This is a genomic window from Gluconobacter japonicus, assembly GCF_015244665.1.
GTDB lineage: Bacteria > Pseudomonadota > Alphaproteobacteria > Acetobacterales > Acetobacteraceae > Gluconobacter > Gluconobacter japonicus.
In genome coordinates this window covers 52194-76552 of sequence record NZ_JABCQN010000007.1, presented here as the reverse complement: position 1 = coordinate 76552, position 24359 = coordinate 52194, and the positions used below count along the sequence as shown (strand labels likewise).

The following is a 24359-nucleotide window of genomic DNA, read 5'->3' as shown; positions in this document are numbered from 1 at the left end:
TCACTTACGTCACGTTACAGATTCATTACCATGAGAAAGTTATGACAAACGATATCGGGTGTTTTCCAAATAAGCCGGATGGATAAACGCAATCTCGCGAAGAGAGCACCTTACTGCTCTCCGACGGTTAGTGAGCAGCGACCTTTTTGGCCGTCAACACGTTCCCGAGCGACGCAACCACAATACACAGCACGCCCATCCAGCGTGCAGCAGACAGACCTTCCCCTAGGAAAATCCAGCCTGAAATAGCTCCAAGCATTGGCTCCATACTGAGCAGGATGCCCAGATCCCTCGGCTTCAGACGACGCATCGCCATCATATCCAGAATATAGGGAACAGCCGAAGACAGAACCGCTACGCTCAGGGCAGCGCCTCCCTGCCAGGGATGGGTAATGACGGTCGGGATTGTCGGAATGAGGCAGGGGAGCAACAGGATACCTGCTGTGGTCATGCCCAGCGTTGTGGCCTGCCCGGCATCCAGGATTTTGCCCATTCGTGTCCCCGTCAGGATGTAGACAATCCATCCACAACCGCTGAGTAGTGCCGCACAGATCCCGAACAGATCCAGGTGGTGCAGAGTCCCCGGCACAACCGCTGTTTCAGGGCGAAGGAGCAGATACAGGCCGGCAATGACAAAGAGGGCCCAGCAAAGATCCAACCAGCGGCGCGACCCGGTCAGGGCAAGGGTCAGCGGGCCAGTAAACTCCAACGCTACCACGATGCCCAACGGAAGCCGAACAAGTGCGACGTAGAAGCAGAAATTCATGACCGCGACGGACGCACCATAAGGCAGCAGGAGCTTCCAGGCCGCAGGCGTCAGGGTCATGCGGGTGGGGCGCCAGATTGCCAGAAGGATCAGCGCCGCCATACAGACACGCAGCCCCACCATCCCGGTCGGGCCGAATAACGGGAAAAGCCCCTTGGCCAGGGTGGCCCCGATCTGGAAGGAAGAAATCCCCCCGATCAAAAGCCCTACAGCCTTGAGTTGACCGTATTTTTCAACGGATTGCACACCGCTCTTCACATTCAGACGTCGAGATCTTCAACAGAACGGGCATGTTCCTGGATGAAGCGGAAACGAAGTTCCGGTTTGCGTCCCATCAGACTTTCCACGCGTTCGCTGGTGAGCGCCCGATCCTCGGGCGGGGCTATAACGCGCAAAAGAGTCCGGCGGGACGGATCCATTGTGGTTTCCTTGAGATCCTTCACAGGCATCTCACCCAACCCTTTGAATCGGGACACTTCCACCTTGGCGTTGGCCTTGAAATCCGCCTTGATCCGACGATCCCGGTCCAGATCATCCATGGCATAGATCGTCTTTGCGCCATGCGTCAGGCGATAGAGCGGCGGTTGCGCCAGATGCAGATGACCGTGACGGATCAGTTCCGGCATCTCACGGTAGAAAAACGTCATGAGCAGAGAAGCGATATGTGCGCCATCTACGTCAGCATCCGTCATGATGATGACACGACCATAGCGCAGGCGGCTGATGTCGAATGACGATCCCAGCCCACACCCCAGCGCTTCCGTCAGATCGCGCAGTTCCTGATTCGCCCGTAGCTTGTCAGCCGTGGCAGACGCCACGTTGAGAATTTTGCCACGAAGCGGAAGAACGGCCTGTGTCTCACGATCACGCGCCTGCCGTGCGGAACCACCGGCGGATTCGCCCTCAACGAGGAACAGTTCCGTCTCGGAGGCATTTTCCCGCGTACAGTCGGTCAGCTTACCAGGAAGGCGAAGCTTGCGAGTGGCACTTTTGCGGGCCGTTTCCTTGACCTCGCGGCGGCGCAGACGTTCTTCCGCGCGCTCGATCATAAAGGCTAGAAGATTGTCAGCCTGCTGGGGATTTCCACCCAGCCAGTGATCGATTCGATCCCTCAGCGCGCCCTCGACAAGGCGTGAGGCTTCCTGATTGGTCAGCTTGTCCTTGGTCTGTCCCTGAAACTGCGGATCGCGGATGAACACGGATAGTTTGGCCGCAACGGATCCCAGAACGTCCTCAGCCGTGATGGCTGCTGCCCGCTTGACCTTGCGCTGATCGCCCCATGCCCGAAAGCCTTTGACGAGTGCCGCACGGAAACCCGCTTCGTGTGTGCCGCCCTGCGGCGTTGGGATGGTGTTGCAGTAAGAGACCAGAGACGCGTTGCCGCTCTCAAGGAAAGCGACTGCCCATTCTACCTTGCCGCCTGTCCGGCCATCAGCAGCAAGGGGGAGCTCAGCTTCACCCGCCCAAAGGGGAGTCAGAAGCGCTGGGTCCGGCCCCAGTTCCGCTGTCAGCGCATCTTCCAGCCCATTTGGGAACTGGATCAGAGCCTCAGTAGGAGTTTCGTCACCGGTCTTGATAAGGTCTGGTTCACACTTCCACTGAATGGCCACACCACGGAACAGCGCCGCCTTGGAGCAGCAGAGCCGATAGAGGCGCGCGGCGGAAAAATGGATAGTCCCGAAAATTTCCGGGTCCGGCGTGAAGCGGACCGTAGTGCCGCGTCGGTTCGGGGCATTTCCGACCTCAGCCAGCGGACCAAGGGGAATACCGCGTGAGAATTCCTGTCGATACAGCAGGCGATCCCGTGCGACTTCAACTTCCAGCTTTTCGGAAAGCGCATTGACAACCGAACTGCCCACACCGTGCAAACCGCCAGATGTGTCGTAGGCTTTGCCAGAGAACTTGCCACCCGCATGAAGCGTCGTGAAAATCACTTCAAGAGCGGATTTCTTGGGAAATTTGGGGTGAGGGTCGGTTGGGATGCCTCGACCATTATCCCGCACCATAAGAGTGCGTGGCCCTTCCAGTCGCATCTCAATGCTGCTGGCATGACCCGCCACGGCTTCATCCATGGCGTTATCGAGAATTTCGGAAGCCAGATGATGATAGGCGTTATCATCCGTCCCGCCGATATACATTCCAGGGCGACGGCGTACGGGCTCCAGCCCCTCCAGGACTTCAATGTCCTGTGCGCCATACTCTGTGCCAGCAGCGTCCTTACGGTTTCTGGACGCCCTGGTGTTTCCTGCTTTGCCTGACTCGAACAGATCGCTCATGTCTGCGTTGTCGCCGCCCCGGTCCGGAACGTCAAGCGAACGCTTCCGGATGAGGCAGAACGACGATGTTTTCGCAGATCAGGCGCGATGCGTACGGCGCGTGGTGGTGCTCTTCGTCACACCATGGCGCGAACGGCGATCAACCGTGGCAGGGGCTGCACAGCTCTCGTAGGAAGCAGGCTGTGCCACGTCCTTCGCTTCAGCGTAGTGAGCAAGGTCAGCACCAGTCTCAAGCGCATCGATTTCATCGAACATGGCTTCACGCTGCTCACAGAAGACCGTACCGGACTTCAGGCCGCCAAGGGACTGAACGTCGGCCAACTGCGTAATGTAATCATCATGCTCAGCCTGAGCGCGACGCCCATAAGTTGTGCGGAAATAGCCATCCAGACGGGTTTCCGCATCCATCAGGGCCGGACGGAACTTGGCGACGAACGCATTGTAGCGGTCCTGGGCTTTGCAGGAGAGGGCTGTTACCATCAGCTCGGACTTCAGGCCGGCGACGTCGAAAGCTTCATGAGCAGGGGAATTGCCACATTCCGCAGCAAAGGCTGAGGACGGATGAGCAGCAAGAAGTGTGGTGCAGGCCAGACCAGCACCCGCCAGACGAACAAAAGAACGACGGAAGAACGAAGACATCGACAGACTCCACAAGGCCGGGACATTTGGCCGGAAACAGACAGACAGCATAATCCGGGCTTGCGGCCCGCGGAAGATGAAACTCAATGTGAGAAACATTCAGCAAACTACTTACCTGCAACATAATTTCGTGGCGGAAAATGGGCGCAGCCGCACTCAACTGTAATTTATTGCTCTATGGGCATAAAAAGCCGTCAAAGTGCTTTTCCTGATGGTTGACAGTCTTTCACCATGCTTCGTCCTGTTCTACATCCGAACGTCTGTCTTGCCGCGGGAAGCGCGGCATCATCTGTCACGAGCGTTGGAGTTGACCGTGCGCCTGCGAGGTTCCGTCGTTACCCTGGGATCGGCTTTTGCCCTTTCCATGCTTCTTTCCGGTTGCGCCCAGCAGCCGATTGTCCAGCGTTCTGTGGCTCCGAATCCTTTCGGATACCAGAAGGTCTCCGCAGTCTGTCATGTCTCGCCAGTGACCACCGCAGCAGACGGCACGATGAGCGTGAACATGACAGTCCGTAGCGATGACGGCCTGTGCGCAATTTCCGTCCAGAAGCCTGGCACTGGCAGCTATGCCTCCTTTGGCGTGAGCCCCGCACCGGACCACGGCAAGGCTTTCCTCTACAATTATGACGGCCGTACCTACGTCAACTACACCCCAGCCACTGCTTACGCTGGTGCGGATACGTTTACGGCAGAACTGATCCCGGGTGGCGGCAAGAAGCGCGAGCATCTTGTGGTGCATGCGACAGTCGATGCAACGGGTGTGGTTGTTGCCAAGCCTGCTGTTGTTGCTCCGACGCCGAAAGCCGCAGCCTCTACCAAGAAGACTGCGGTTCGGCACACGACAGCCCGCCGCAAGAAGTAAGACGCCTGACGTTATGGAAAAGCGAGGGTTCTACCCTCGCTTTTTTTGTATCCTGTTTTTGAAGACACCATAAAAAAAGCCCTGCCTTTGTAGAAAAAGGCAGGGCTTTTGTCGTCTGGTCAGGCCAGAAGTTTACTTGAAGTCGATTTCCACACGGCGGTTCTGCGGCTCACGGGCGTTCGGGCCAGTCGCGACCAGAGGATGCGCTTCACCGTATCCCTGCGTCACGATCAGGCCAGCCGCGACACCGTCACGGATCAATTCTGCCTTCACATTTTCAGCACGACGCTTCGAGAGAGCCAGATTATAAGCCTGTCCACGTGGGCCCGGCTGTGCAGCAGAGCTGTCCGTATAACCGTTGACCTCAATATGCGTGATCTGCGTTGCGGTGGAGTTCTTTGCAGCCTCTGCAACAACAGATTTTGCGCGGTCACTCAGAGCCGCCGAATCCCAGTCAAAGAACACGAGATAGGTTCGTGTTGGAGCGGGCGCAGGAGCGGCGATCGGAGCAGGAGCTGGAGGGGCTGGCGGCGGAGCAGGATTGAACTCGTAACGCAGGCCCAGCATCAGGGAGTGGTTGAAGTCAGTCCGGGTATTCCGGTTGCCTTCAGAATAACCGTAAGCCTGCTTGTGATCCCAACCACCATAAACGCCCGTAGCTGTCGCGTGGTGTCCGTTCGGTCCGAGCAGGGAATAGAAACGATACTCCGTCGTGGCGGATAGGCCAACAACCCACGGAACCGGGAAAGACAGACCGAAAATGCCCTGATAGGCGAAGTTGCCCGCCGTGCCGCCAGTATGCTGATCGAATGCGCCGTTCGGTGCCCGGACATAGGTGTTCATGGCCTGCCAGCCGTAACCGATACCTGCACCGAAGTACGGATAAACCCAGGACTGGCCGATATCCATGTCGAACAGCGCGTTGGCCATCACGCCGTACTGCTGCTGACGTCCCCCGACGGAAGACGGGAACAGGCTGCTGCGGAATTGCTGGAGGCGATTGTTGCGGTAATTGCCTTCAACTTCGACACGGAAGCCGTTTCCAAGACCCCAGCCAACACTTCCGATTCCCGTGACGCCTGCCTGATAATGGTCGCGACCGCTCGGGAAAACAGGAGAAAGACGAACTGTCTGATCCTGATTGAAGCTCGCGCCACCTGCACCTGAAATATACAGGCCCTTAACGGGCTGGGCCTGCGCAGCCCCCATGACCAGCATCGATACGCCAGCAGTGAGCCCGGCCCGGGCAAGCCAGGTTCTGACAACGGATCGCTGCATCATGTCATTTCTCTCCAACCAACCCAATTGAAAGTCTTCTTGCTGAAAGTGCCGGGAATGGCAACGCGCACCAGTTCTTAATGGCTGACGCAGAAGTTTCACAGTGGGCAGGTTCGTTGCTCACTGTGTCTTCCGTCCCACAGTTCAGTGCATGACGTCCAGATCGGCACGGCGCGACCCCAGTGTCCGTTCCAGCGGAGTCTCTACAGTCCGAACTTCAAGCTCGATCAACCAGAGGTCTGGATCATACCGGCGCTGACGCTCCAGATATTCCTCCAGACCAGATTTCTGAACATCGGCGCGAACCCAGTCAGAGCCGTTTTCCCGCAGGACAGCAATATTGTCCTCCCGGTCTCGCAGAACAATCAGAACAGCTCCGGCGTCTTCATCGCCTTTTTTCAGAACCATGGCGGACGTTCCATCCGAGGAAATACGACGAATAACGGCGCGGACCCAAAGCCCTGTTTTCAAACGTGCACCCATGAAAATATCTCGTCCATTCCTGAAAAATTTAATGCAGAGGTGCGGTGTTCTCGTCAGGAACAGCCTCTAGGGCTGCTTTGTATGCCGTTGCAGAAGACAGCAGGAACCGCGCCGTGTCCATGTCTGCATCCGTCCCGATCGCCGCCGGACAATGACGTCTTATGTCAAGAATCCGGGAAACTGGGACCGGATAGCGGGCGGCTCTTGCCATTTGCACGGCAGCAGCCTGAGGAGCCGTCCCTCCCTTAAGGGCAGCAAGCTGTCCATGCAGATCGTCACCCCCTCGCGAAGTACATACCTGAGGCATGATGCCCAGCCCCTGAATGGGCCATCCAAGTGGGGCCTGATTCCGACTCCAGGTAACAAACAGTTCCCCGCCATTCGGCATTTGCCCAATGACCTGAACCAGCCCCTTGCCCAGAGTTTCGCTTCCCACCACAACAGCCCGACGGTGATCCGAAAGTGCCGCCGCGAGAATTTCAGCCGCACTGGCCGTTCGCCCATCGACCAGAATGACAATCGGTGCACCGCTGGTCATGTCGCCACCCTGAACCGCCCAGATATGGTTGGCCTGAGGATCTCGTCCATGCGTGGTGACTGCAACACCATGATCAAGGAACAGGGCCGCTGCCGTCACGGCTTGCTGAAGCACCCCACCCCGATCTCCACGCAGATCAATGATGATTCCTGCAGGCCGTTTCAGGGGTGTTCTTGCTCTGGCAGAAGACTGTCCGTCAGGCGTCTCGTCTTCAACCACCTGATCGAGGTACTGGCTGATCTCCTCGGCTGTCTGGATCGAAAAAGACGTGATCCGGAGAAGGGTATAGGGCCCATCCGTCGAAGCAAAAACCGTCTCAGGCGGAACCTGTGCCCGACGCAGTTTCAACGTCGCAGGCTGCTGCCCATGAGAAGCGAGCGCCAGAGAAATGGACGTACGGTCTTCGCCTTCAAGCCAGCTCTGAACAACTTCAGGAGACTGACCTCGGGTAGATCGTCCGTTCACGGCGATCAACCGCTGACCCGTGTCCACGCCTGCTTCCCAGGCTGGTCCATTCGCATTGACAGCCGTCACGATGATCGCATGGCCCTTTGACCCAAGCGTCAGGCCGACAGTGCCACTCTGGCCGGTCCGTTTGGTGCGGTCAGCAATGGCTGGGGTGGGGCCCAGATACCGCGAATATGGGTCCATATGGTTGAATAGTTCATCAAAAAATCCCTGAAGGAGCGCATCAGCCCCTGCATCGCGGATCGTTGATGAGTGTTCCCAAGCTGACTGCATGGCCGCAGTCACAAGGTCTGACCAGCCTGACCGGCTTTCATCCGCAGGAAAGATTCGTTTGAAAAGCAGGGTTTGACCCTGCGTAATCGTCAGTGTTTCGGGAATATGCTGCTTGTCATGATCTTCTGCCGGATTGTCCGTTACGGCAATCGTCGGGTCGATGGCTGTCAGGCCATCCAAGCCCCAAATGCAGAATTCGCGCGGCGAATGAGCCTCAAGGGTTCTGGGACCAAGAAAGCCCAAAGCCGCAAAAAGAACGTCCCGGGTCATTCCTGTAGAGAACGCCTGATTTGTGGAAGGTGCCCCCGCAGATGTCGATGCTGTACCCTGCGCCCAGCCATGATGAAAAGACGTTCCCGCTGCCAGAACTGTCAGGCCAAGGGCAAGGGTCCGGCGCCGCGTCATTGAACAGAACTGCGACAGAAACAGGGAAAAGTAGCGTGCGGCGTGGCGCAAGAACGAGGTCCTCGAAGGCGGGTCAGCAAAAGCGCTTTTTCAGCCCTTCCATCATGAGACCACGCCACAAACTTTAGCCCCGGTAAAGACACACAGAAGACATTGTTCAGGAGAGTGCAGCCGGGTCACACCCTCCTGAAGAAAGAGGTCAGGCCCCGGAGGCTGGGTCTGCCGCCGTTTTCCGTTTCTTCGTTGCAGAAGTGGTTGTTTTCGTGGCCTTGGAAGTTTTTGTCGTGGCGCGCTTTGTTGTCTTTTTAGGCGCCGCGTCCTCAGAAGTTGCATCTGTCGCAGCAGATTTTTTGCTTTTCGTCGTTTTGGCTGCGGTCTTCTTGGCCGGACTCTTTTTTGCTGCACCTTTCAGGGGCTTCCCCTTTTCTGCAAGCAGCGCCACGGCGTCCTCCAAGGAGACGTCATCCATCCCCTGATCCTTTGGCAGGTTGGCAATGAGCTGGCCATGCTGTGCATAAGGGCCAAAACGGCCCTTGCGGATCATGACCGGTTCGCCATCCTTCGGATGCGCGCCCAGATTGCGAATGGACGCCAGCTTCTTCGCCAGACTGTCCACAGCGCGGTTCAGGCCAACGGTCAGGACATCATCATCCTTGTCCAGCGTGCCGTAAATCGCACCCATCTTCACATAAGGCCCAAAGCGGCCCAGACCAGCCTCAATCTTCTCGCCGGTCTCCGGATGAAGGCCAACAAATCGGGGAAGGGAAAGCAGTCCCAGAGCCTGTTCCAGCGTGATGGTGTTACCATCCAGCCCCTTGGGAATGGTCGTCCGCTTCGGTTTTGCTTTCTTGTCTTCCGGGTTGGGCTCACCCTTCTGGATATATAGTCCCCACGGCCCACGGCGAACCGTGATGTCTTCACCGCTTTCCGGGTCCTGGCCCAGAATCTTGGGACCATCGCTGAGACCTTCAGCATCTCCATCGTCCGCAATCAGACGGCGTGTAAACTGACAGGTCGGGTAGTTGGAACAGCCAATAAAAGCCCCAAACTTGCCAAGACGCAGTCCCAGACGCCCCGTTCCGCAGGACGTGCAGACGCGAGGATCGGACCCGTCTTCCTTTGGTGGGAAGAAATGTGCACCCAGATCTTCATCCAGAGCGTCAATGACGTCTGAAATTTTCAGATCCTTGGTTTGAGCAACCGCCGCGGAGAAGTCATGCCAGAAAGCTGCCATGACATCGTGCCAGTCTGCCCGACCGCCGGAAATGTCATCAAGCTGCTCTTCGAGAGAGGCCGTGAAGCCCGTATCGACGTACCGTTCGAAGAAGGACGTCAGGAACGCTGTCACCAGCCGCCCACGATCTTCCGGCATGAAACGCTTTGCATCCATGCGGACGTAATTGCGATCCCGCAGAACCCCTAGAACAGACGCATAGGTGGAGGGACGTCCGATCCCGATCTCTTCCATCTTCTTGACGAGAGATGCTTCAGAATATCGCGGCGGTGGCTGCGTGAAGTGCTGCTCGGCATCCACACCTGTGGTGGAGACGCGATCCCCTTCCTTCATCGGCGGAAGAAGTTTGCCATCCTCATCTTCGGACTTCGTATCGTCCCGGCCCTCGATGTAGAGCTTCAGGAAGCCATCAAACGCGATTGTCGACCCTGTAGCGCGCAGCAACGTCTGGCCGCTTGCATCTGCCAGCGTCACTGCGACCTGATCCAGCTCCGCAGACTGCATCTGGGAGGCTACAGCGCGCTTCCAGACCAGTTCATAAAGCCGCTTCTGCTCAGGAGACAGGGCATGAGCAACCTGTGCGGGCGTCCGGAAAACATCCGTCGGGCGCACGGCTTCATGCGCTTCCTGAGCGTTCTTGGCCTTGGTGGAATAGGCACGCGGATAGTCAGGAACGTATTCGTCCCCGAAAGCCTTGCCGATATGTCCTCGGATTGCCCCGATGGCTTCCTTGGCCATCGTGACACCATCGGTTCGCATATAGGTGATGAGACCGATCGTCTCACCGCCCAGATCCACACCTTCATAGAGCTGCTGGGCCGTACGCATCGTTGTCTGGGCGCTCATGCCCAACTTGCGGGAGGCTTCCTGCTGCAACGTGGAGGTTGTGAATGGCGGGGGCGGGTTCCGCTTCGTCCGCTTGCGTTCAACGGACCGGACCGTGAACTGACCGGCCTGCACAATATCGCGGGCTTCAAACGCCAGTGTCTCATTATTGAGATCGAACTGGTCAAGCTTGTTACCCTTGAGGTGCGTCAGGCGCGCCTGAAAGGCCGCCTTGGCGGGCGTGTTGAAGCCACCTGTGACGGTCCAGTATTCCTTGGGCCGGAAGACCTCGATCTCCGCTTCACGCTCACAGATCAGCCGCAACGCTACGGACTGCACACGGCCAGCGCTCTTGCTGCCCGGCAGCTTGCGCCAAAGAACCGGCGACAGCGTAAAGCCCACAAGGTAGTCCAACGCGCGTCGGGCCAGGTAGGCGTCAATCAGCGGCTGGTCCAACTCACGGGGACCAGCCATGGCGGCCGTAACGGCGGCTTTCGTGATTTCGTTGAAGGTGACGCGATGGACGTCGATTCCCTTCAGAAGTTTCTTTTCTTCCAGAACACTGCGGACATGCCAGGAAATGGCTTCTCCTTCGCGATCCGGGTCAGTGGCAAGATAGAGGTTCTTGGCCCCTTTGAGCGCTTTGGCGATGGCCGCGATCTGCTTGGAGCCACGGTCGTCCGTCTGCCAGCTCATGGCAAAGTTCTCGTCCGGGCGGACGCTGCCATCCTTTGGCGGCAGATCCCGCACGTGACCGAAGGAAGCCAGAACGGTAAACCCGCTTCCCAGATACTTGTTGATCGTCTTGGCCTTTGCCGGGCTCTCGACTACCACAACGTCTGTCATTGCCACTCCGGTTTTCCGCGTCACTTCCTGTTCGGCTGTAACGCCACGCGCCCGCCGGGCACGAACTCAACGACACCTCCAAGCTCAAGCTCGGTAAGCACCGACAGTACTGCCGAAACGGAGAACTGGCAGCGGCGCACCACCTCGTCAACTGTTACCGGTATCACAGAAAGCAGCGGGAGCACTTTTTCAAGGACCAGATCAGGGTCTTCCCATGGCTCTGACGCGTCCATGCTCCACGCTGCATAAGGTTCTGAAAAGCCTTGGAAAAGCGCAGTGCTCTGCCGACTTTTCATCCACGGTGGAAGGAGGGGGTCGGGGAGTTCCGAAGGCAGGCACGAAAGAATATCCTGCACATTTTCCGTGAGCGTCGCTCCGTGTCGTAAAAGGTCATTTCCGCCACGAGACCGTGGATCCAGTGGTGAGCCGGGAACGGCGTACACTTCCCGATCATAGGAGAGAGCCAGACTGGCTGTAATCAGCGTGCCGGAGTGCAGAGCCGCTTCCACCACCACACACCCTAGCGAAATCCCCGCAATCAGCCGGTTCCGGCGCGGGAAATGTCTGGCTTGGGGAATCGTTCCTAGCGGCGCTTCCGTTACGAGACATCCGCGTTCTGCAATGCTGGCCTGAAGCTTCGCATTTTCGGGGGGATAGACGTGATCCAGCCCTCCGGCGACGGCAGCCGTCGTCAGGCCCGGATAAAGCGCCGCCTCATGAGCCGCCGAATCGATGCCGCGTGCCAGACCTGACACAACACAGATGCCCGAATCCGCCAGTTCGGCAGCAAGGCTTTCCGCCATGCGAATCCCTGCTGCGGACGCATTTCTTGCGCCAACAATGCCAACTGAACGCAGCAATAGCTTGGCAGGATCACCCTGAACAAACAGGACAGGCGGTGCATCCTTGATGAAAGACAGCATCAAAGGGTAGTCCGCATCGCCTCGAATCAGAACGTCTCCGCCCATGCGATGCAGGGCTTCGACTTCAGAAGCCATCTGGGCAGCAGAAGGAATAACCGGAAGATCAAGCCGTCCAGCCTGACGTATCCGTTCTGGAAGCGCCTCGACCGCTGCCGTCGGACTGCCATACTGACAAAGCAGTCGGGAAAAATTGATCGGCCCAACGCCAGGCGTCCGGGCAAGCCGCATCGCGTCGAGTCGGTCCTGATCAGACATCCGGAACGGAGGAGCGGAAAACGTCGTCATGTTTTCGCTCCTACCCAATAATCCTTAACGATCCCTTAAAGTCAGGAAGATTTCGTTTTTGCGTTCACGCGTGGTTCATTGCCCGTCAGCAGACGAACAATATTGCTGTAATGCCGAACCCAGATCAGCAGCGCGATGAGAGCTGTTGCAACCGGAATCGGGGCATTTATGCCCTGACCCTTCGTGACCACCATCAGGATGGGAGCCACAAGAAAGGCGGATAAGGCTCCGGCTGAGGAAATCCGGCTCAGACGCGCCACAATCAGCCAGACAACGCAGCAGGCCACACCGACAGGCCAGCTCAGAACCCAGATTGTCCCAAGGCCGGTCGCCACACCTTTGCCCCCCCGGAATCCAAGCCAGACCGGGAAGCAGTGCCCGACCACAACAGCGACTGCTGCCACGGCCATTGCCAGTGAAGGCTGATCGCCACCGAGTCGCAGAGCCAGAAACACGGCCAGTGCGCCTTTGAGTGCATCCAGCAGTAGCGTTGCAGCCGCCAGACCCTTGCGGCCAGTCCGCAAAACATTCGTGGCGCCGATATTGCCGGACCCGATCTGGCGAATGTCTCCGCCGCCTGTCGCTGCCGTGAGGATCAGTCCGAAAGGGATACTACCAAGGCCATAGGCAATCGCAGCGATCAGGAGCAGGCTTGGATGAGACAGAGTCATGCCAGCCCCTCAGCCGTGAAAACCTCAACACCACGACGGAAGGTCCGCAGCACGCGGCCCTTTAACTTCTGGCCATCAAAAGGCGTATTCTGAGCACGCCCCGGTAGTTCGCCAGCACGAACTTCCCAGACTGCTTCCGGATCGAACAGACAGAGATCCGCATCCTGACCAACGGCCAGCGTGCCGGCTGAAATCCGCAGCAGGGAGGCCGGAGCACAGGTCACAAGGCGCAGAGCCTCGATCAAAGGCAGGCCAGCGCCGAGAGTAACGCCAAGAAGCGTAACCAGCCCTGTTCCGCCTGCGCGCGCCTGCGCAAAGGGGAGGCGTTTGTCATCCGCATCAGCAGGGGCGTGATCAGAGGCCACCGCATCAATCGTTCCATCAGCCAGCGCTGCACAGACAGCAGCCCGATCCGATTCGGAACGGAGAGGCGGAGAGAACTTCGCATAGGTACGGAAATCCCCGATGTCCTCTTCCGTCATGGCAAAATAAGGAGGCGCCGTGTCGCACGTCACCTTGATGCCTCGCGCTTTGGCCGACCGGATCAGATCCAGCCCTTCAGCGGTGGAAACATGGGCGAAATGCAGACGGGCACCCGTCATGTCCGCCAGACGCAGATCACGGGCAATCATGATCGCCTCAGCGGCGGCCGGAACCTGCGGCAGACCCAGACGCACAGCTAACGCACTTGCGGTCGCGCAGGCACCCTTTGCAAGAGAAGGCTCTTCCGGATGCTGCACAACAAGCGCATCGAGAAAGCGGGAATAGGACAGCAGATTGCGCATCTGCTTGGCGTCCGCGATAGCGCGCGTGCCGTCCGTGAAGGCTACGGCACCGGCGTCCTGCAACAGACCCAGCTCTGCCATGTCTCCGCCCTCGCAGCCACGCGTCAGCGCGCCGTAAGGATGGATGGAGACCATGCCCGTCTCTTCACCGCGTACCTTCAGAAGATGCACCAGAGCCGGATTGTCGATTGCCGGAGAGGTGTTGGGTAAAACGGCCATGGTGGTGATTCCGCCGGCCACGGCAGCCCGCGCGCCTGACTTGACGCTCTCACGGTATTCAAAGCCCGGCTCGCCCAGAGCCACACGCATGTCCACAAGTCCAGGGCATAGAACCGCTCCCTGACCATCAATCACGCATGCCCCGTCAGGCGTCTCCGGGCTGTCGATAGCGGCAATACGGCCATCTTCAACCGTCAGGCGTCCTACGCCATCCCGACCGGAGGCAGGGTCAATCAGGCGGACATTCTCAAAAACAGTTATCGTCATAGTGGTATCCGTGCCCGGGACAGGCGATCCAGAACGGCCATACGCACGGCCACACCCATTTCCACCTGCTCGGCAATCACGCTCTGGTCCGAATCGGCAACATCAGATGCAATCTCGACACCCCGGTTCATGGGGCCGGGATGCATGACCAGCGCACCGGGATTCGCTAGCGCCAGACGCCGCCGATCCAGTCCGAAGAACCGGAAATACTCGCGGGAACTCGGGACAAGGCCAGCGCCCATGCGCTCCTTCTGAAGACGCAGGGACATCACAACATCCGCGCCCCTCAGGGCCTCATCCATGTCTGAATAGAGCGTGACATTCCCAAGTTCTGCCATGGCGGCCGGGAGTAGAGTCGGCGGTCCAACCAGACGCACCGAGTTGCCCAACGCCGTCAGGAGATGGATGTTGGAGCGTGCGACACGGCTATGGCCAACATCGCCACAGATCGCGATTGTCAGACCTTCCAGACGTCCAAAATGACGGCGAATGGTCAGGGCATCCAGCAAGGCCTGCGTAGGATGCTCGTGGGTGCCATCGCCAGCATTCACAACGCTGGCTTCGACTTTCTGGGACAGCAGGGCCGGTGCACCGGACTGACCATGACGCACGACCAGAAGATCGCAGCGCATGGCATTCAGCGTGGAAGCCGTATCCAGCAGCGTCTCGCCCTTGTTCACCGAACTGGTGGCGACCGTCATGTTGATGACGTCCGCCCCAAGGCGTTTGCCTGCCAGTTCGAAACTGGTGCGGGTTCGGGTGCTGTCTTCGAAAAACAGATTGATGACCGTCCGGCCCCGCAGCGCTTCACGCGGTGCGGACCGGGAACGGCTTAGGAGCGCATAGCTCTCCGCCAGATCGAGGAACGGGGTGATCTGCCCCGCTGTCAGCCCCTCGATTCCCAGCAGATGCCGGGGGACGGATGGCCGCTCAGGCACTGAGCACACTCGCAATACGGGCCAGAACCTCGTCACGGCCAAGAGCGGCCAGTGTCAGGTCAATGCCGGGAGACGTGGTGGATCCTGTCATGGCAGCGCGCAGAGGCTGGGCAACGGAGCCGAGTTTCAATTCGTTCTTCTCGGCGTAGGCGCGAAGAGCGCCGTCGATCGCTTCCGCTGTGAAGTCTAGGAGCGCGGCCAAGTCATGCCCAACACCTTCAAGAACCTTGCGGCCGTTCTCGTCCAGAAGCTTCTCGGCTTTGGGCGTGAAGGTCAGGGGCAGGGTGAAGCCTGCGAAGGCTGCGTTATCCGTCAGTTCGACCAGCGTCTTCGCACGTTCCTTGAGGCCGGACATCATGGCCAGAACCCGAGCCCGCGTGCGGTCATCCGCGACAACGCCTTCACGGCCCTGCAGACGCTCCATGACGTCATTGGTCAGACGCTCATCATCCGCCTGACGCATCCAGACGCCATTGAGATGCGCCAGCTTCACATAGTCCATACGGGACGGGGAACGACCAACGCCATCCAGATCGAACAGCTTGATCTGCTCTTCGCGGGACAGGATTTCCGCGTCCCCATGACCCCAGCCCAGACGCAGCAGGTAGTTGCACAGGGCTTCCGGCAGATACCCTTCCTCGCGGAAATCCACGACGGACTGTGCGCCGTGACGCTTGGAGAGTTTGGCGCCATCTGGACCGTGAATGAGCGGTAGATGAGCGAACTGCGGGAGATCCCAGCCCATGGCGCGATAGATCATGGCCTGACGGAACGTATTCGTCAGATGGTCGTCACCGCGCATGACGTGGGTGATGTTCATGTCATGGTCGTCACAGACCACAGCGTGCAGATAGGTCGGCGTGCCGTCGGAGCGCAGGATGATCAGATCATCCATCTCCACATTGGCGACACGAACTTCGCCCTGCACCAGATCCTTGATGACCGTCTCTCCCTCACGCGGCGCCTTAAGGCGCACAACGTAAGGCGCACCTTCCGGCGCTTCGGATGGATCACGGTCACGCCATGTGCCGTCGTAACGGGGCGGACGCTTCTCAGCCATGGCCTTCTCGCGCATGGCGGTCAGTTCTTCGGGCGTGCAGTAGCACTTGTACGCCTGACCTTTGGCCAGCAGTTCCAATGCCACTTCCGTATGACGGTCCTGTCGGGCGGACTGGAAGACGGGTTCCTCATCCGCCGTGATCCCCATCCAGGCGAGACCATCAAAGATCACGTCCACCGCGCGTTGCGTGGAGCGTTCCTTGTCGGTGTCCTCGATCCGCAGGAGGAACTCACCGCCATGGTGGCGGGCGAAGAGGAAATTGAACAGGGCAGCGCGGGCGTTGCCGACATGCAGCAGGCCCGTGGGCGAGGGTGCAAAGCGCGTACGGATCGTCATGCGGCTCTCATATCACGCTCGTGCGGGAGGGGCTATCCGCATCATTCTGGGATGATTTGTGTCGTTGTTTTTCTGGGGCGTGCAGTCAGGTGTCACAAGGCTGTTACATGCAGGGCATCCCTGCTTTTCAAGCGGGTGTGATTTCCTGCACCGCTCGTCGGGTCCCTATCCTGAGGACAGGATTTTCAACAGTGGCCGAGCTGGAGGCGAGCATGGACAGGCGTGATTTCAATGTGATGCTGGCCGGCATGGGCCTGACGATGGGACATGGCCGCATCCGCAAGGCCTCCGCCAGCACAGCGCGTGTTGAAGCTTTCACACTTCACAGCAACGACTGGGTGCCCAACAACTCCCGTCTGCCTGTCATCGTGTATCGCAACGCCCTGGAGGCCGGATCGGGGCGTGAAAGCGTGTACGAAGATCTGTTCAACCGGAATGGCTGGCCCTCCCGGTGGCGGAACGGCGTTTATAGCTTCCATCACTATCATAGCCTTGGTCACGAAGTTCTCGGCTTTTCCAATGGGGCAGCCCGACTCATGCTGGGAGGCCCCTCGGGCAGGACGGTGGAGGTGCGAGGAGGAGACATCGCACTTCTTCCGGCCGGGACAGGTCATTGCAATCTGGGCTCCGATGCCGATTTCACCGTGATCGGTGCGTACCCCCCCGAGCAGGACTTTGACATCCTGCGCGCTGCGCCTACACCCGAACAGCTTGCACGGATCCAGTCCCTGCCATTCCCGATGACAGACCCCGTACAGGGTAAAAGCGGCGCACTCTCACGCGAGTGGCACCCTTCATGAGAAGTTTCCCGCTCCGAAGACGCCCCTTCCTCGCCGCTGTTGCAGGACTGGCTGCCGTCAGTGGAACGGCAATGGCCGATTCGCCTCGGCCGTTACCGAAAATCGGTATTATTGGCGCCGGTCAGGTCGGGCGGACTCTGGCGACGCTCTGGGTGCAGGCTGGCTATCAGGTCATGGTCTCTGCCCGAACACTGGCAGATGCAACGACACTGGCCGCGTCGCTGGGGTCATTGGCCTCCGTAGGGACCCCGGCGCAGGCGGCGGCTTTCGGATCAATCGTTGTTCTGGCTGTTCCATATGGAGCCATTCCGGCTCTGGGACGCGATCTGAACAGAACGCTGACGGATAAGGTCGTAATCGACGTCGCCAACCCTTACATCGGGCGTGATGGATGGATCGCAGATGTGGCATTGCGGGATGGGGCAGGCGTTACAACTCAGCGCTACTTTCCGTCCGCACATATAGTGCGGGCCTTTAATTCCATCGACATGGTCTCGCTGCGTGCCGAAGCGCACCGGCCAGACCCGAAACTGGCCGTTCCCATCGCAGGAGACGACATAGCGGCAGTATTGCAGGTCAAAGACCTTGTTTATGCCGCTGGACTTGATCCAGTTGTGACAGGTGGTCTGGCCACAGCAAAACTGTTCCAGCCGGGCAGCACGGGCTTCGAACTGGAACGTGATGCTGTTGGTCTTCGAAGTGCACTGCACCTTCATCATTAAGAGACGCTGAAAACACGCGCGCCTGACGAACGAAAATCCGTTACGGTCGCGCCGTGCCCAGTCCTATTCACCCTGACGATCCTTTTCTGCCTGAGGAAAACACGTTCTTTCCCGCGTCAGAAGACATTTATCCGCCTGTCTCTGGGCTTGAGCGGATCATGGTAGAGCAGGGACGACGCCTGTTCGGGTGGCTTCCGGTCGTAATGGCCCTGGGTGCTCTTGCATTTCTCATGCCCCGTTTCACGCCGCCAGTCTGGCCTGTTTTGATCGGCTTCATGATGGCGGGAACAGGAGGGTGGTTTTTCCGGACCCAGCCTCTTTTACGCTTCGGAGCGTTTCTGCTTCTCGCGTTCACAGGTGGGTATCTCGATGCCGCATGGCAGACGGAACGCCAGTCACCAATGCCTGCCCTTCCCACGCACGCTACAATTCTCACGGGGCGCGTTCTTGCTCTGGAAAGTCTCCCTCCCCATTCCGATGACGACGAAGGAGGGCGGCGGATCATTCTGGCTCACGCTACATTCGACACGCCCGTAGATGCCGGAATGGCACCGCTTAAACGAACGCTCAGGCTGAAACTCCGGGACGATGATCCTGCCGTTCCCCAACCCGGAAGCCTTATCCAGATCCGGGCCATGCTCCGGCCTCCATCTCCACCCTCTTTCCCCGGAGGACGCGACCTTCAGCGGGAAGCATGGTTTTCCGGGACCGCAGGAAGCGGATATGCGCTCGGGCAATTGAGTATTCTGAACAGTCAGTCTTCATCCCGTTTGGAAACACTCCGGGAGAAGACCGCAGCCCGAGTTGAAGCGATACTTCCCGGTCAGACGGGCGCCATCGCTGCCACTCTTCTCGTCGGCGAAACCGGGCGCATCAATGCCACAACCCGACAGGATTTTTCCGCTTCGGGCCTGGCCCATCTTCTTGCCGTTGCAGGTCTGCATCTGGGGCTGGTCATGGCCGCCGTTGCAGTTTCCGTCCGCGCTCTTTTGACAGTATCCGAACGCCTTGCCCTTTACTGGCCCTGTCGGGAGATTGCAGCCCTGACGGGTTTGACCCTCGGGACCGGCTATGTGTTGCTGACTGGTGCTCATCTTCCAAGTGTTCGAGCTTTGGGCATGGCGGTTCTGGTCACGCTGGCCCTGCTGACGGGGCGGCGCGTTCTGTCCATGCGGTCTCTGGCCATTATCGCGCTCGCCATTCTGCTGGTCTCGCCGGTATCGGTGCTGGATGTGTCCTTCCAGATGTCCTTCGCTGCCGTGATGGGTCTGATTGCGGGGTACGAAGCTCTTCGCGACCCCCTCACGAGGCTAAGAGGCGAGGGAGGAACAGGGCGTGTCATCCTGTCACACCTGACTGCTCTGTCCTTGACAAGTCTGCTCGCAGGGTTGGCAACGCTCCCAGTCAGCATGGCGCATTTTGGGGCATTTCAGCCGTGGTTCGTTCTGGCAAATCTTCTTGCGGTCCCAATGGCGGCCGTTTGGATCATGCCTGCCGGACTGATCTCCCTGCTGCTCATGCCGATCCATGCCTCCGCGCTTCCATTGACCATCATGGGATGGGGCATCCGGATCGTTCAAACCATCGCCAGAACCGTCGCTGCGTTTCCGATGGCGCATGAGCCCGTGCCTTACATGCCGGGCGGGGGACTCCTCATTATTCTTCTGGGTCTGTGCCTGCTCTGCCTGTGGAAAGGACGCGCGCGCCTCGCCGGACTTGTGCCAATTACAATAGGATTGCTTTCAATCTGGCTGGCCCCACGACCGGATATTCTGGTCTCGTCTGATGCCGGCCTGATCGCTGTTCGGGCAGACGGCGTTCTGCAAGCTGGCCCCCATAGCAGTCTGGAACGCCTGACCTTTCAGGATTGGCAGCAGGCTCTGGCACTTCCAGCGGGGAGCTTGCCTCCAGACTGCCAGGGCCTTTGTCGCATGACTGTCAAAGGACAGACAGTTCTTCTACGGACCAAAGATCCGTCAGACGGAGCAGTCCCCCCTTCTGCGCAAGACTGTCAGGGCGTCAGTTTGTTCATCAGCGTATCGCCCGCCCGCAATGCTTGCCCCGGCGTCCCGTTCATTGACCGTTTCTCGGTCTGGAAGAATGGCGCCTATGCCGTGTCTCTCCGTCACGGCGCGCTTGTCCTGATCTCGGATCGAATCTGGCGGGGAGACCGTCCATGGGTGCCAGCCATTGGCTCGCACGGCATGCCCAATTTGCCACTGGCTCAGGCGGAATAAGTTCCGATCAGGCCACTTCTTTGGTCCGTGGTGGTGTCAGACGCTTGTCCGGATACAGGCACCATTGCGTTGCCGGGCAGCGCCAGCATTCAGGTGCGCGGGCTTTGCAGACATAACGCCCATGCAGGATCAGCCAGTGATGGGCTGGTCGCAGCATATCCTTGGGAATACGCGCGACCAGACCATCCTCCACCTGCCGCGTCGTTTTCCCTGGTGCCAGGCCAGTTCGGTTTCCAATCCGGAAGATATGCGTATCGACCGCCATGGTATCGGCCCCGAACGCAACATTCATCACCACATTGGCCGTCTTCCGCCCGACACCCGCCAGCGCCTCAAGAGACTTGCGATCAGCAGGGACTTCCCCGCCATGCCGCTCCAGAAGCTGCTCGCACAGCAGAGCCACGTTATGAGCCTTGGCGCGCCATAAGCCGATCGTCTTGATGTACTGCGCGATCCCGGATTCCCCGAGTTCTGCCATGCTTTTCGGATCGGGCGCGCGTTCAAATAGCCCCTTGGTCGCCTTGTTGACGGACTTGTCCGTCGCCTGAGCAGACAACACCACACTCACCAGAAGCTCGAACGTATTGCGGAAGATCAGCTCACTTTCCGCATCCGGGTTGGCTTCGGCCAGAGCCGTAATGAAAGTCTTGGCCGCGGCCTTGCTCATGGGTCTGGGGGCGTCTGTCATGGCTGAAACTCCGCGCGGGCTGTTGCGTCTGATCGGGACTGTCCGGCAAGATACGCCAAACATCTGAAAATTTCATGCCATCAGGCCGTTGTCCTTGAGGGACAAGACGGCGGAGCTCTTCGTGTCCGATACCTCTACGCATCTTACCGGCCAGAAACAGGAAGGCCGGAAAATCGACGTTTCCTTTACAGAAGTCCTGTCCTTCGTCTGCCGCCGCTGGCTGGCACATCCGGTCCTGCTTGCCTGGACACTGGCCGGTGTGGCCCTCGCCACACTGGCAGATGTCGTCACACCGATTCTGGCGGGCCGTCTCGTCTCGGATATTTCCAAACATGCCGCCGGGCCGACGATTCCAAAAACCGATGAGCTTCTGAGCCTGCGCAACGATGCCTTCCTGATGGTTGGGGGTTTGATCGCGCTGGGCCTGATCGGCCTGTACGGGCGTCGCTCGTCTTTCGTCGGTATTTCGCACCTCACGCTTGCGATCATGCACAAGGTGCTCAATCAGGCCTTCGAGCGGGTGCAGAGGTTCTCCACGGACTGGCACGCCAACACCTTTGCCGGTTCAACCGTCCGCCGCCTGACCCGTGGCATGTGGGCGATTGATACGCTGGACGATACACTTTTGCTGATGATTGGCCCGGAAGTCATGGTTCTTGGCGGCACAACGGCCGTTCTCATGTTCCGCTCGCCGCTCATGGGCTCCGTTCTGGCGGTGTCGGTCGTTCTGTTCGCATGGCTCTCGATTAATCTCACCCTCCGCTACGTCGCTCCCAGCGCCCGTGCTTCCAATGAATGGGACACGAAGATGGGTGCCGCCATCGCAGACTCCGTGACCTGCAATCCGGTGGTCAAAGCGTTCGGTGCAGAACTCCGCGAAGAGAAACGGCTGGATACGATTGTGCAGGGCTGGCGGGAGCGCACGCTCCGTACATGGCTCCGGGGCACCAACAGCGCCAACATTCAGGCGCTGGCCTCTCTCGTGATGCGGATGCTCATGATCGGTCTGGCCGTCATGCTGTGGTGGCAGGGCAAGGCTGGCCCGGGGGATGTAGCCTATGTGCTGACCATGATGTTCCTCGTGCAGGGCTATCTGCGGGATCTGGGACAGCAGGTCAGTCAGGTGCAGCGTTCCGTCAACGAGATGGAAGAACTCATCGCTATTTTCCGCCGTGATTCCGCCATTCAGGACGCGCCCAATGCGGAAGAGGCCCGCTTCACGCAGGGTGAAATCCACTTTGAGCACGTCATGTTCCAGTATCCGGGACAGGATAAACCGCTCTATCAGGATCTCAACATTGATATTGCACCCGGCTCACGGGTGGCTCTCGTTGGACCCAGCGGATCAGGCAAGACCACTCTGACCAAACTCCTTCAGCGCCTGTACGACGTGAACAGCGGACGCATCACGGTGGATGGTCAGGATATTGCGCAGGTCACGCAGTCTTCCCTGCGGTCTCACATCGCCATCGTGCCGCAGGAGCCGGTCCTGTTTCACCGGACGCTCGCGGAAAACATTGCCTATGCCCGACCCGGTGCATCTCTGGAGGAGATCAAGGAAGCAGCCCGTCAGGCCAATGCGGCGGCTTTCATTGAGCGTCTGCCGGAAGGCTACAACACGATGGTCGGTGAGCGCGGTGTGAAGCTGTCTGGCGGTGAGCGTCAGCGCGTCGCTATCGCCCGTGCGTTCCTTGCGGATGCGCCAATCCTGATCTTCGATGAAGCGACCTCCAGTCTTGATTCGGAATCGGAATCTCTTGTGCAGGAGGCCATGCGTCGCCTCATGAAGAACCGCACCGTCATCGTCGTGGCGCATCGTCTTTCAACCGTCATGGAACTGGACCGGATCCTGGTCTTCAGCCGTGGCGAACTGAAAGAAGACGGCACCCACACCGAACTTGTGGCGAAAGACGGCGGTATCTATCGCCGCCTGTTCGAACTTCAGTCGCTCGAAGGCTGAAGTTTCGCTCACATCTGCGAGAGTGTAAGGGTCTTTCTTGCATGACAGAACGTTTCCCCTCAGCCTGACTGCTGCTGAGGGAAACACATCATGACACTTCGTTCCGCCTTTGCCGGATTGCTTCTGGCCACGCCAGCTACATTTCTGGCACTCCCGGCACAGGCCGAACCCGTGGCGTTCGATCATGCCCGCCTGATTGACGGAACGGGCGACCCGGTTCGCGAGAACGTCACGGTGGTCATTAACGATGGGCGCATCGTGTCCGTTGGAAGCCCTGCTCCGGCGGAAGCACAGCATGTCGATCTGAGTGGCAAAACGCTTTTGCCCGCCCTCATCAGCGATCACAGTCATGTCGGCATCATCAAGGGAACGTCTGGCGGGAGCGACAACTACACCCGTGAGAACATTCTCGCAGCCCTGAAAAAATACAGTGACTACGGTGTCCTGACCGTGACGTCCTTGGGTTTGAACCGTTCCCCGCTCTTCGACGATCTCCGAAAAGAGCAGCACGCTGGCAAAAATCCGGGAGCCGATCTGTTTGGCGTGGATCAGGGGATTGGCGCGCCAAATGGCGCTCCTCCGGCAGCGATGGTCAAAGGTCTTGGTCCCGATCAGGTCTATCGCCCCTCAACGCCGCAGGAAGCCCGTCAAGACGTGGACCGCATGGTTGCGGAACATACGGATCTGGTGAAGCTGTGGGTGGATGATTTCCGGAATGGCGTCCCGAACGGCAAGACGCTTCCCAAAATGTCGCCGGAGATCTATCGCGCCGTCATTGACGAGGCCCATGAACACAACACCCGGGTGGCTGTACATATCCACGATCTCGATATTGCCAAGGCCGTCGTTGATGCCGGGGCCAATATTCTGGCCCATGGCGTCCGGGATCAACCAGTCGATCAGGCGCTCATCAGCGCCATGAAGGCAAAAGGTGTCTGGTACATCGCGACGCTGGATCTGGATGAAGCAAACTATCTTTTCGCCGAGCATCCGGACCTGCTCAATATTCCCTTCGTCGCCGCCGCGATTGACCCGGTTCTCATGGCTCAGCTTTCCAATGCCGAATGGCGCCAGAAAACACAGGCTAATCCTCTCACGGCAGCTTCCCACAAGGCTGTTGTCCTGAATCAGAAGAACCTGCTCACCCTTTATCGTGCTGGTGTGAAAATCGGTTTCGGCACGGATTCAGGCGCCGCTCCCACGCGGCTGCCGGGCTTTGCCGAACATCGTGAACTGGCTCTGACCGTCGAAGCGGGGCTGACCCCTCTGGAAGCGATCCATCTTGCAACTGGAAATGCCGCAGAACTTCTGGAACTGGACGACCGTGGCGTGATCCAGCCGGGGCGTCGGGCCGATCTGCTCATCGTGCGAGGCGCACCAGACAAAACCATTGCCGATATCGATCAGGTGGATCAGGTCTGGCAGCGCGGCGTTCTGGTCAGTCATGGTCCTGTGCATTGAAGGACATTCTGTCCGACTTTGAACGGACCAGAAGCCGCTCTCACATGGATCATCAGGAATAACGATTGCGTAGAAATGTCATTAATCTTCAGTAAGAATCGTTACAGGAGCACC

19 protein-coding genes are annotated in these 24359 nt (G+C 58.8%); 6 read left to right on the top strand and 13 right to left on the bottom strand.

Features of this window, described 5'->3' with window-relative positions; genetic code table 11:
* Positions 1-127 precede the first annotated feature (127 nt).
* From HKD32_RS12665 to HKD32_RS12655, 3 genes are all read right to left on the bottom strand, one after another.
* Positions 128-1024, bottom strand: coding sequence for an EamA family transporter (locus HKD32_RS12665; RefSeq protein WP_061930539.1), 897 nt, complete (start codon positions 1022-1024; stop codon positions 128-130).
* A 2-nt stretch (positions 1025-1026) separates the two neighbouring features.
* Complete coding sequence (gene parE, locus HKD32_RS12660) at positions 1027-3042, bottom strand: DNA topoisomerase IV subunit B (protein WP_061930536.1); 2016 nt, start codon at positions 3040-3042, stop codon at positions 1027-1029.
* 78 nt (positions 3043-3120) lie between these two features.
* Positions 3121-3681 carry a hypothetical protein gene (locus HKD32_RS12655; protein ID WP_026017579.1) on the bottom strand — a complete coding sequence of 187 codons (561 nt, stop codon included), beginning with the start codon at positions 3679-3681 and terminating at the stop codon, positions 3121-3123.
* A 199-nt stretch (positions 3682-3880) separates the two neighbouring features.
* Between HKD32_RS12655 and HKD32_RS12650 the strand changes: the two genes are divergently transcribed.
* On the top strand, positions 3881-4543 hold the full coding sequence (locus HKD32_RS12650) for a hypothetical protein (RefSeq protein WP_061930530.1): 663 nt from the start codon (positions 3881-3883) through the stop codon (positions 4541-4543).
* A 132-nt stretch (positions 4544-4675) separates the two neighbouring features.
* Here the strand turns inward: HKD32_RS12650 and HKD32_RS12645 are convergent, their stop codons facing one another.
* From HKD32_RS12645 to gltX, 9 genes are all read right to left on the bottom strand, one after another.
* A complete protein-coding gene (locus HKD32_RS12645) occupies positions 4676-5824 on the bottom strand; it encodes an OmpA family protein (protein ID WP_010503656.1) in 1149 nt (382 codons plus the stop codon).
* 141 nt (positions 5825-5965) lie between these two features.
* On the bottom strand, positions 5966-6304 hold the full coding sequence (locus HKD32_RS12640; RefSeq protein WP_034880894.1) for a DUF1491 family protein: 339 nt from the start codon (positions 6302-6304) through the stop codon (positions 5966-5968).
* A gap of 28 nt (positions 6305-6332) precedes the next feature.
* Complete coding sequence (locus HKD32_RS12635; RefSeq protein WP_061930527.1) at positions 6333-8039, bottom strand: S41 family peptidase; 1707 nt, start codon at positions 8037-8039, stop codon at positions 6333-6335.
* 148 nt (positions 8040-8187) lie between these two features.
* Positions 8188-10893, bottom strand: coding sequence for a type I DNA topoisomerase (gene topA / locus HKD32_RS12630; RefSeq protein ID WP_061930524.1), 2706 nt, complete (start codon positions 10891-10893; stop codon positions 8188-8190).
* Between the two features lie 20 nt (positions 10894-10913).
* Positions 10914-12101, bottom strand: coding sequence for a DNA-processing protein DprA (gene dprA, locus HKD32_RS12625; RefSeq protein WP_194258164.1), 1188 nt, complete (start codon positions 12099-12101; stop codon positions 10914-10916).
* Between the two features lie 41 nt (positions 12102-12142).
* On the bottom strand, positions 12143-12772 hold the full coding sequence (gene plsY, locus HKD32_RS12620) for a glycerol-3-phosphate 1-O-acyltransferase PlsY (protein WP_061930520.1): 630 nt from the start codon (positions 12770-12772) through the stop codon (positions 12143-12145).
* A complete protein-coding gene (locus HKD32_RS12615) occupies positions 12769-14043 on the bottom strand; it encodes a dihydroorotase (RefSeq protein ID WP_061930516.1) in 1275 nt (424 codons plus the stop codon). The genes plsY and HKD32_RS12615 overlap by 4 nt, the downstream gene beginning before the upstream one ends.
* The gene (locus HKD32_RS12610; RefSeq protein WP_061930513.1) at positions 14040-14981 is read right to left on the bottom strand and encodes an aspartate carbamoyltransferase catalytic subunit; all 942 of its coding nucleotides are present in this window, start codon (positions 14979-14981) and stop codon (positions 14040-14042) included. The genes HKD32_RS12615 and HKD32_RS12610 overlap by 4 nt, the downstream gene beginning before the upstream one ends.
* A complete protein-coding gene (gene gltX / locus HKD32_RS12605; RefSeq protein WP_061930510.1) occupies positions 14974-16377 on the bottom strand; it encodes a glutamate--tRNA ligase in 1404 nt (467 codons plus the stop codon). Before gltX ends, HKD32_RS12610 begins: the two co-directional genes overlap by 8 nt.
* A 212-nt stretch (positions 16378-16589) precedes the next feature.
* Between gltX and HKD32_RS12600 the strand changes: the two genes are divergently transcribed.
* The 3 genes from HKD32_RS12600 (at position 16590) to HKD32_RS12590 (ending at position 20136) form a co-directional block, all read left to right on the top strand.
* Positions 16590-17177, top strand: coding sequence for a hypothetical protein (locus HKD32_RS12600; protein WP_061930667.1), 588 nt, complete (start codon positions 16590-16592; stop codon positions 17175-17177).
* Positions 17174-17899 carry an NADPH-dependent F420 reductase gene (locus HKD32_RS12595; RefSeq protein WP_061930507.1) on the top strand — a complete coding sequence of 242 codons (726 nt, stop codon included), beginning with the start codon at positions 17174-17176 and terminating at the stop codon, positions 17897-17899. The genes HKD32_RS12600 and HKD32_RS12595 overlap by 4 nt, the downstream gene beginning before the upstream one ends.
* A gap of 158 nt (positions 17900-18057) precedes the next feature.
* Complete coding sequence (locus HKD32_RS12590; RefSeq protein WP_061930664.1) at positions 18058-20136, top strand: ComEC/Rec2 family competence protein; 2079 nt, start codon at positions 18058-18060, stop codon at positions 20134-20136.
* Between the two features lie 7 nt (positions 20137-20143).
* Here HKD32_RS12590 and nth read toward each other — a convergent pair whose 3' ends face one another.
* The gene (nth, locus tag HKD32_RS12585; protein ID WP_194258163.1) at positions 20144-20824 is read right to left on the bottom strand and encodes an endonuclease III; all 681 of its coding nucleotides are present in this window, start codon (positions 20822-20824) and stop codon (positions 20144-20146) included.
* Between the two features lie 121 nt (positions 20825-20945).
* On the opposite strand from nth, the gene HKD32_RS12580 reads away from it, so the two are divergent.
* Together HKD32_RS12580 and HKD32_RS12575 are read left to right on the top strand one after the other, a co-directional pair.
* On the top strand, positions 20946-22784 hold the full coding sequence (locus HKD32_RS12580) for an ATP-binding cassette domain-containing protein (protein ID WP_194258162.1): 1839 nt from the start codon (positions 20946-20948) through the stop codon (positions 22782-22784).
* Positions 22785-22874: 90 nt separating this feature from the next.
* Positions 22875-24245, top strand: coding sequence for an amidohydrolase family protein (locus HKD32_RS12575; protein WP_061930501.1), 1371 nt, complete (start codon positions 22875-22877; stop codon positions 24243-24245).
* The last annotated feature ends 114 nt before the right edge of the window (positions 24246-24359 follow it).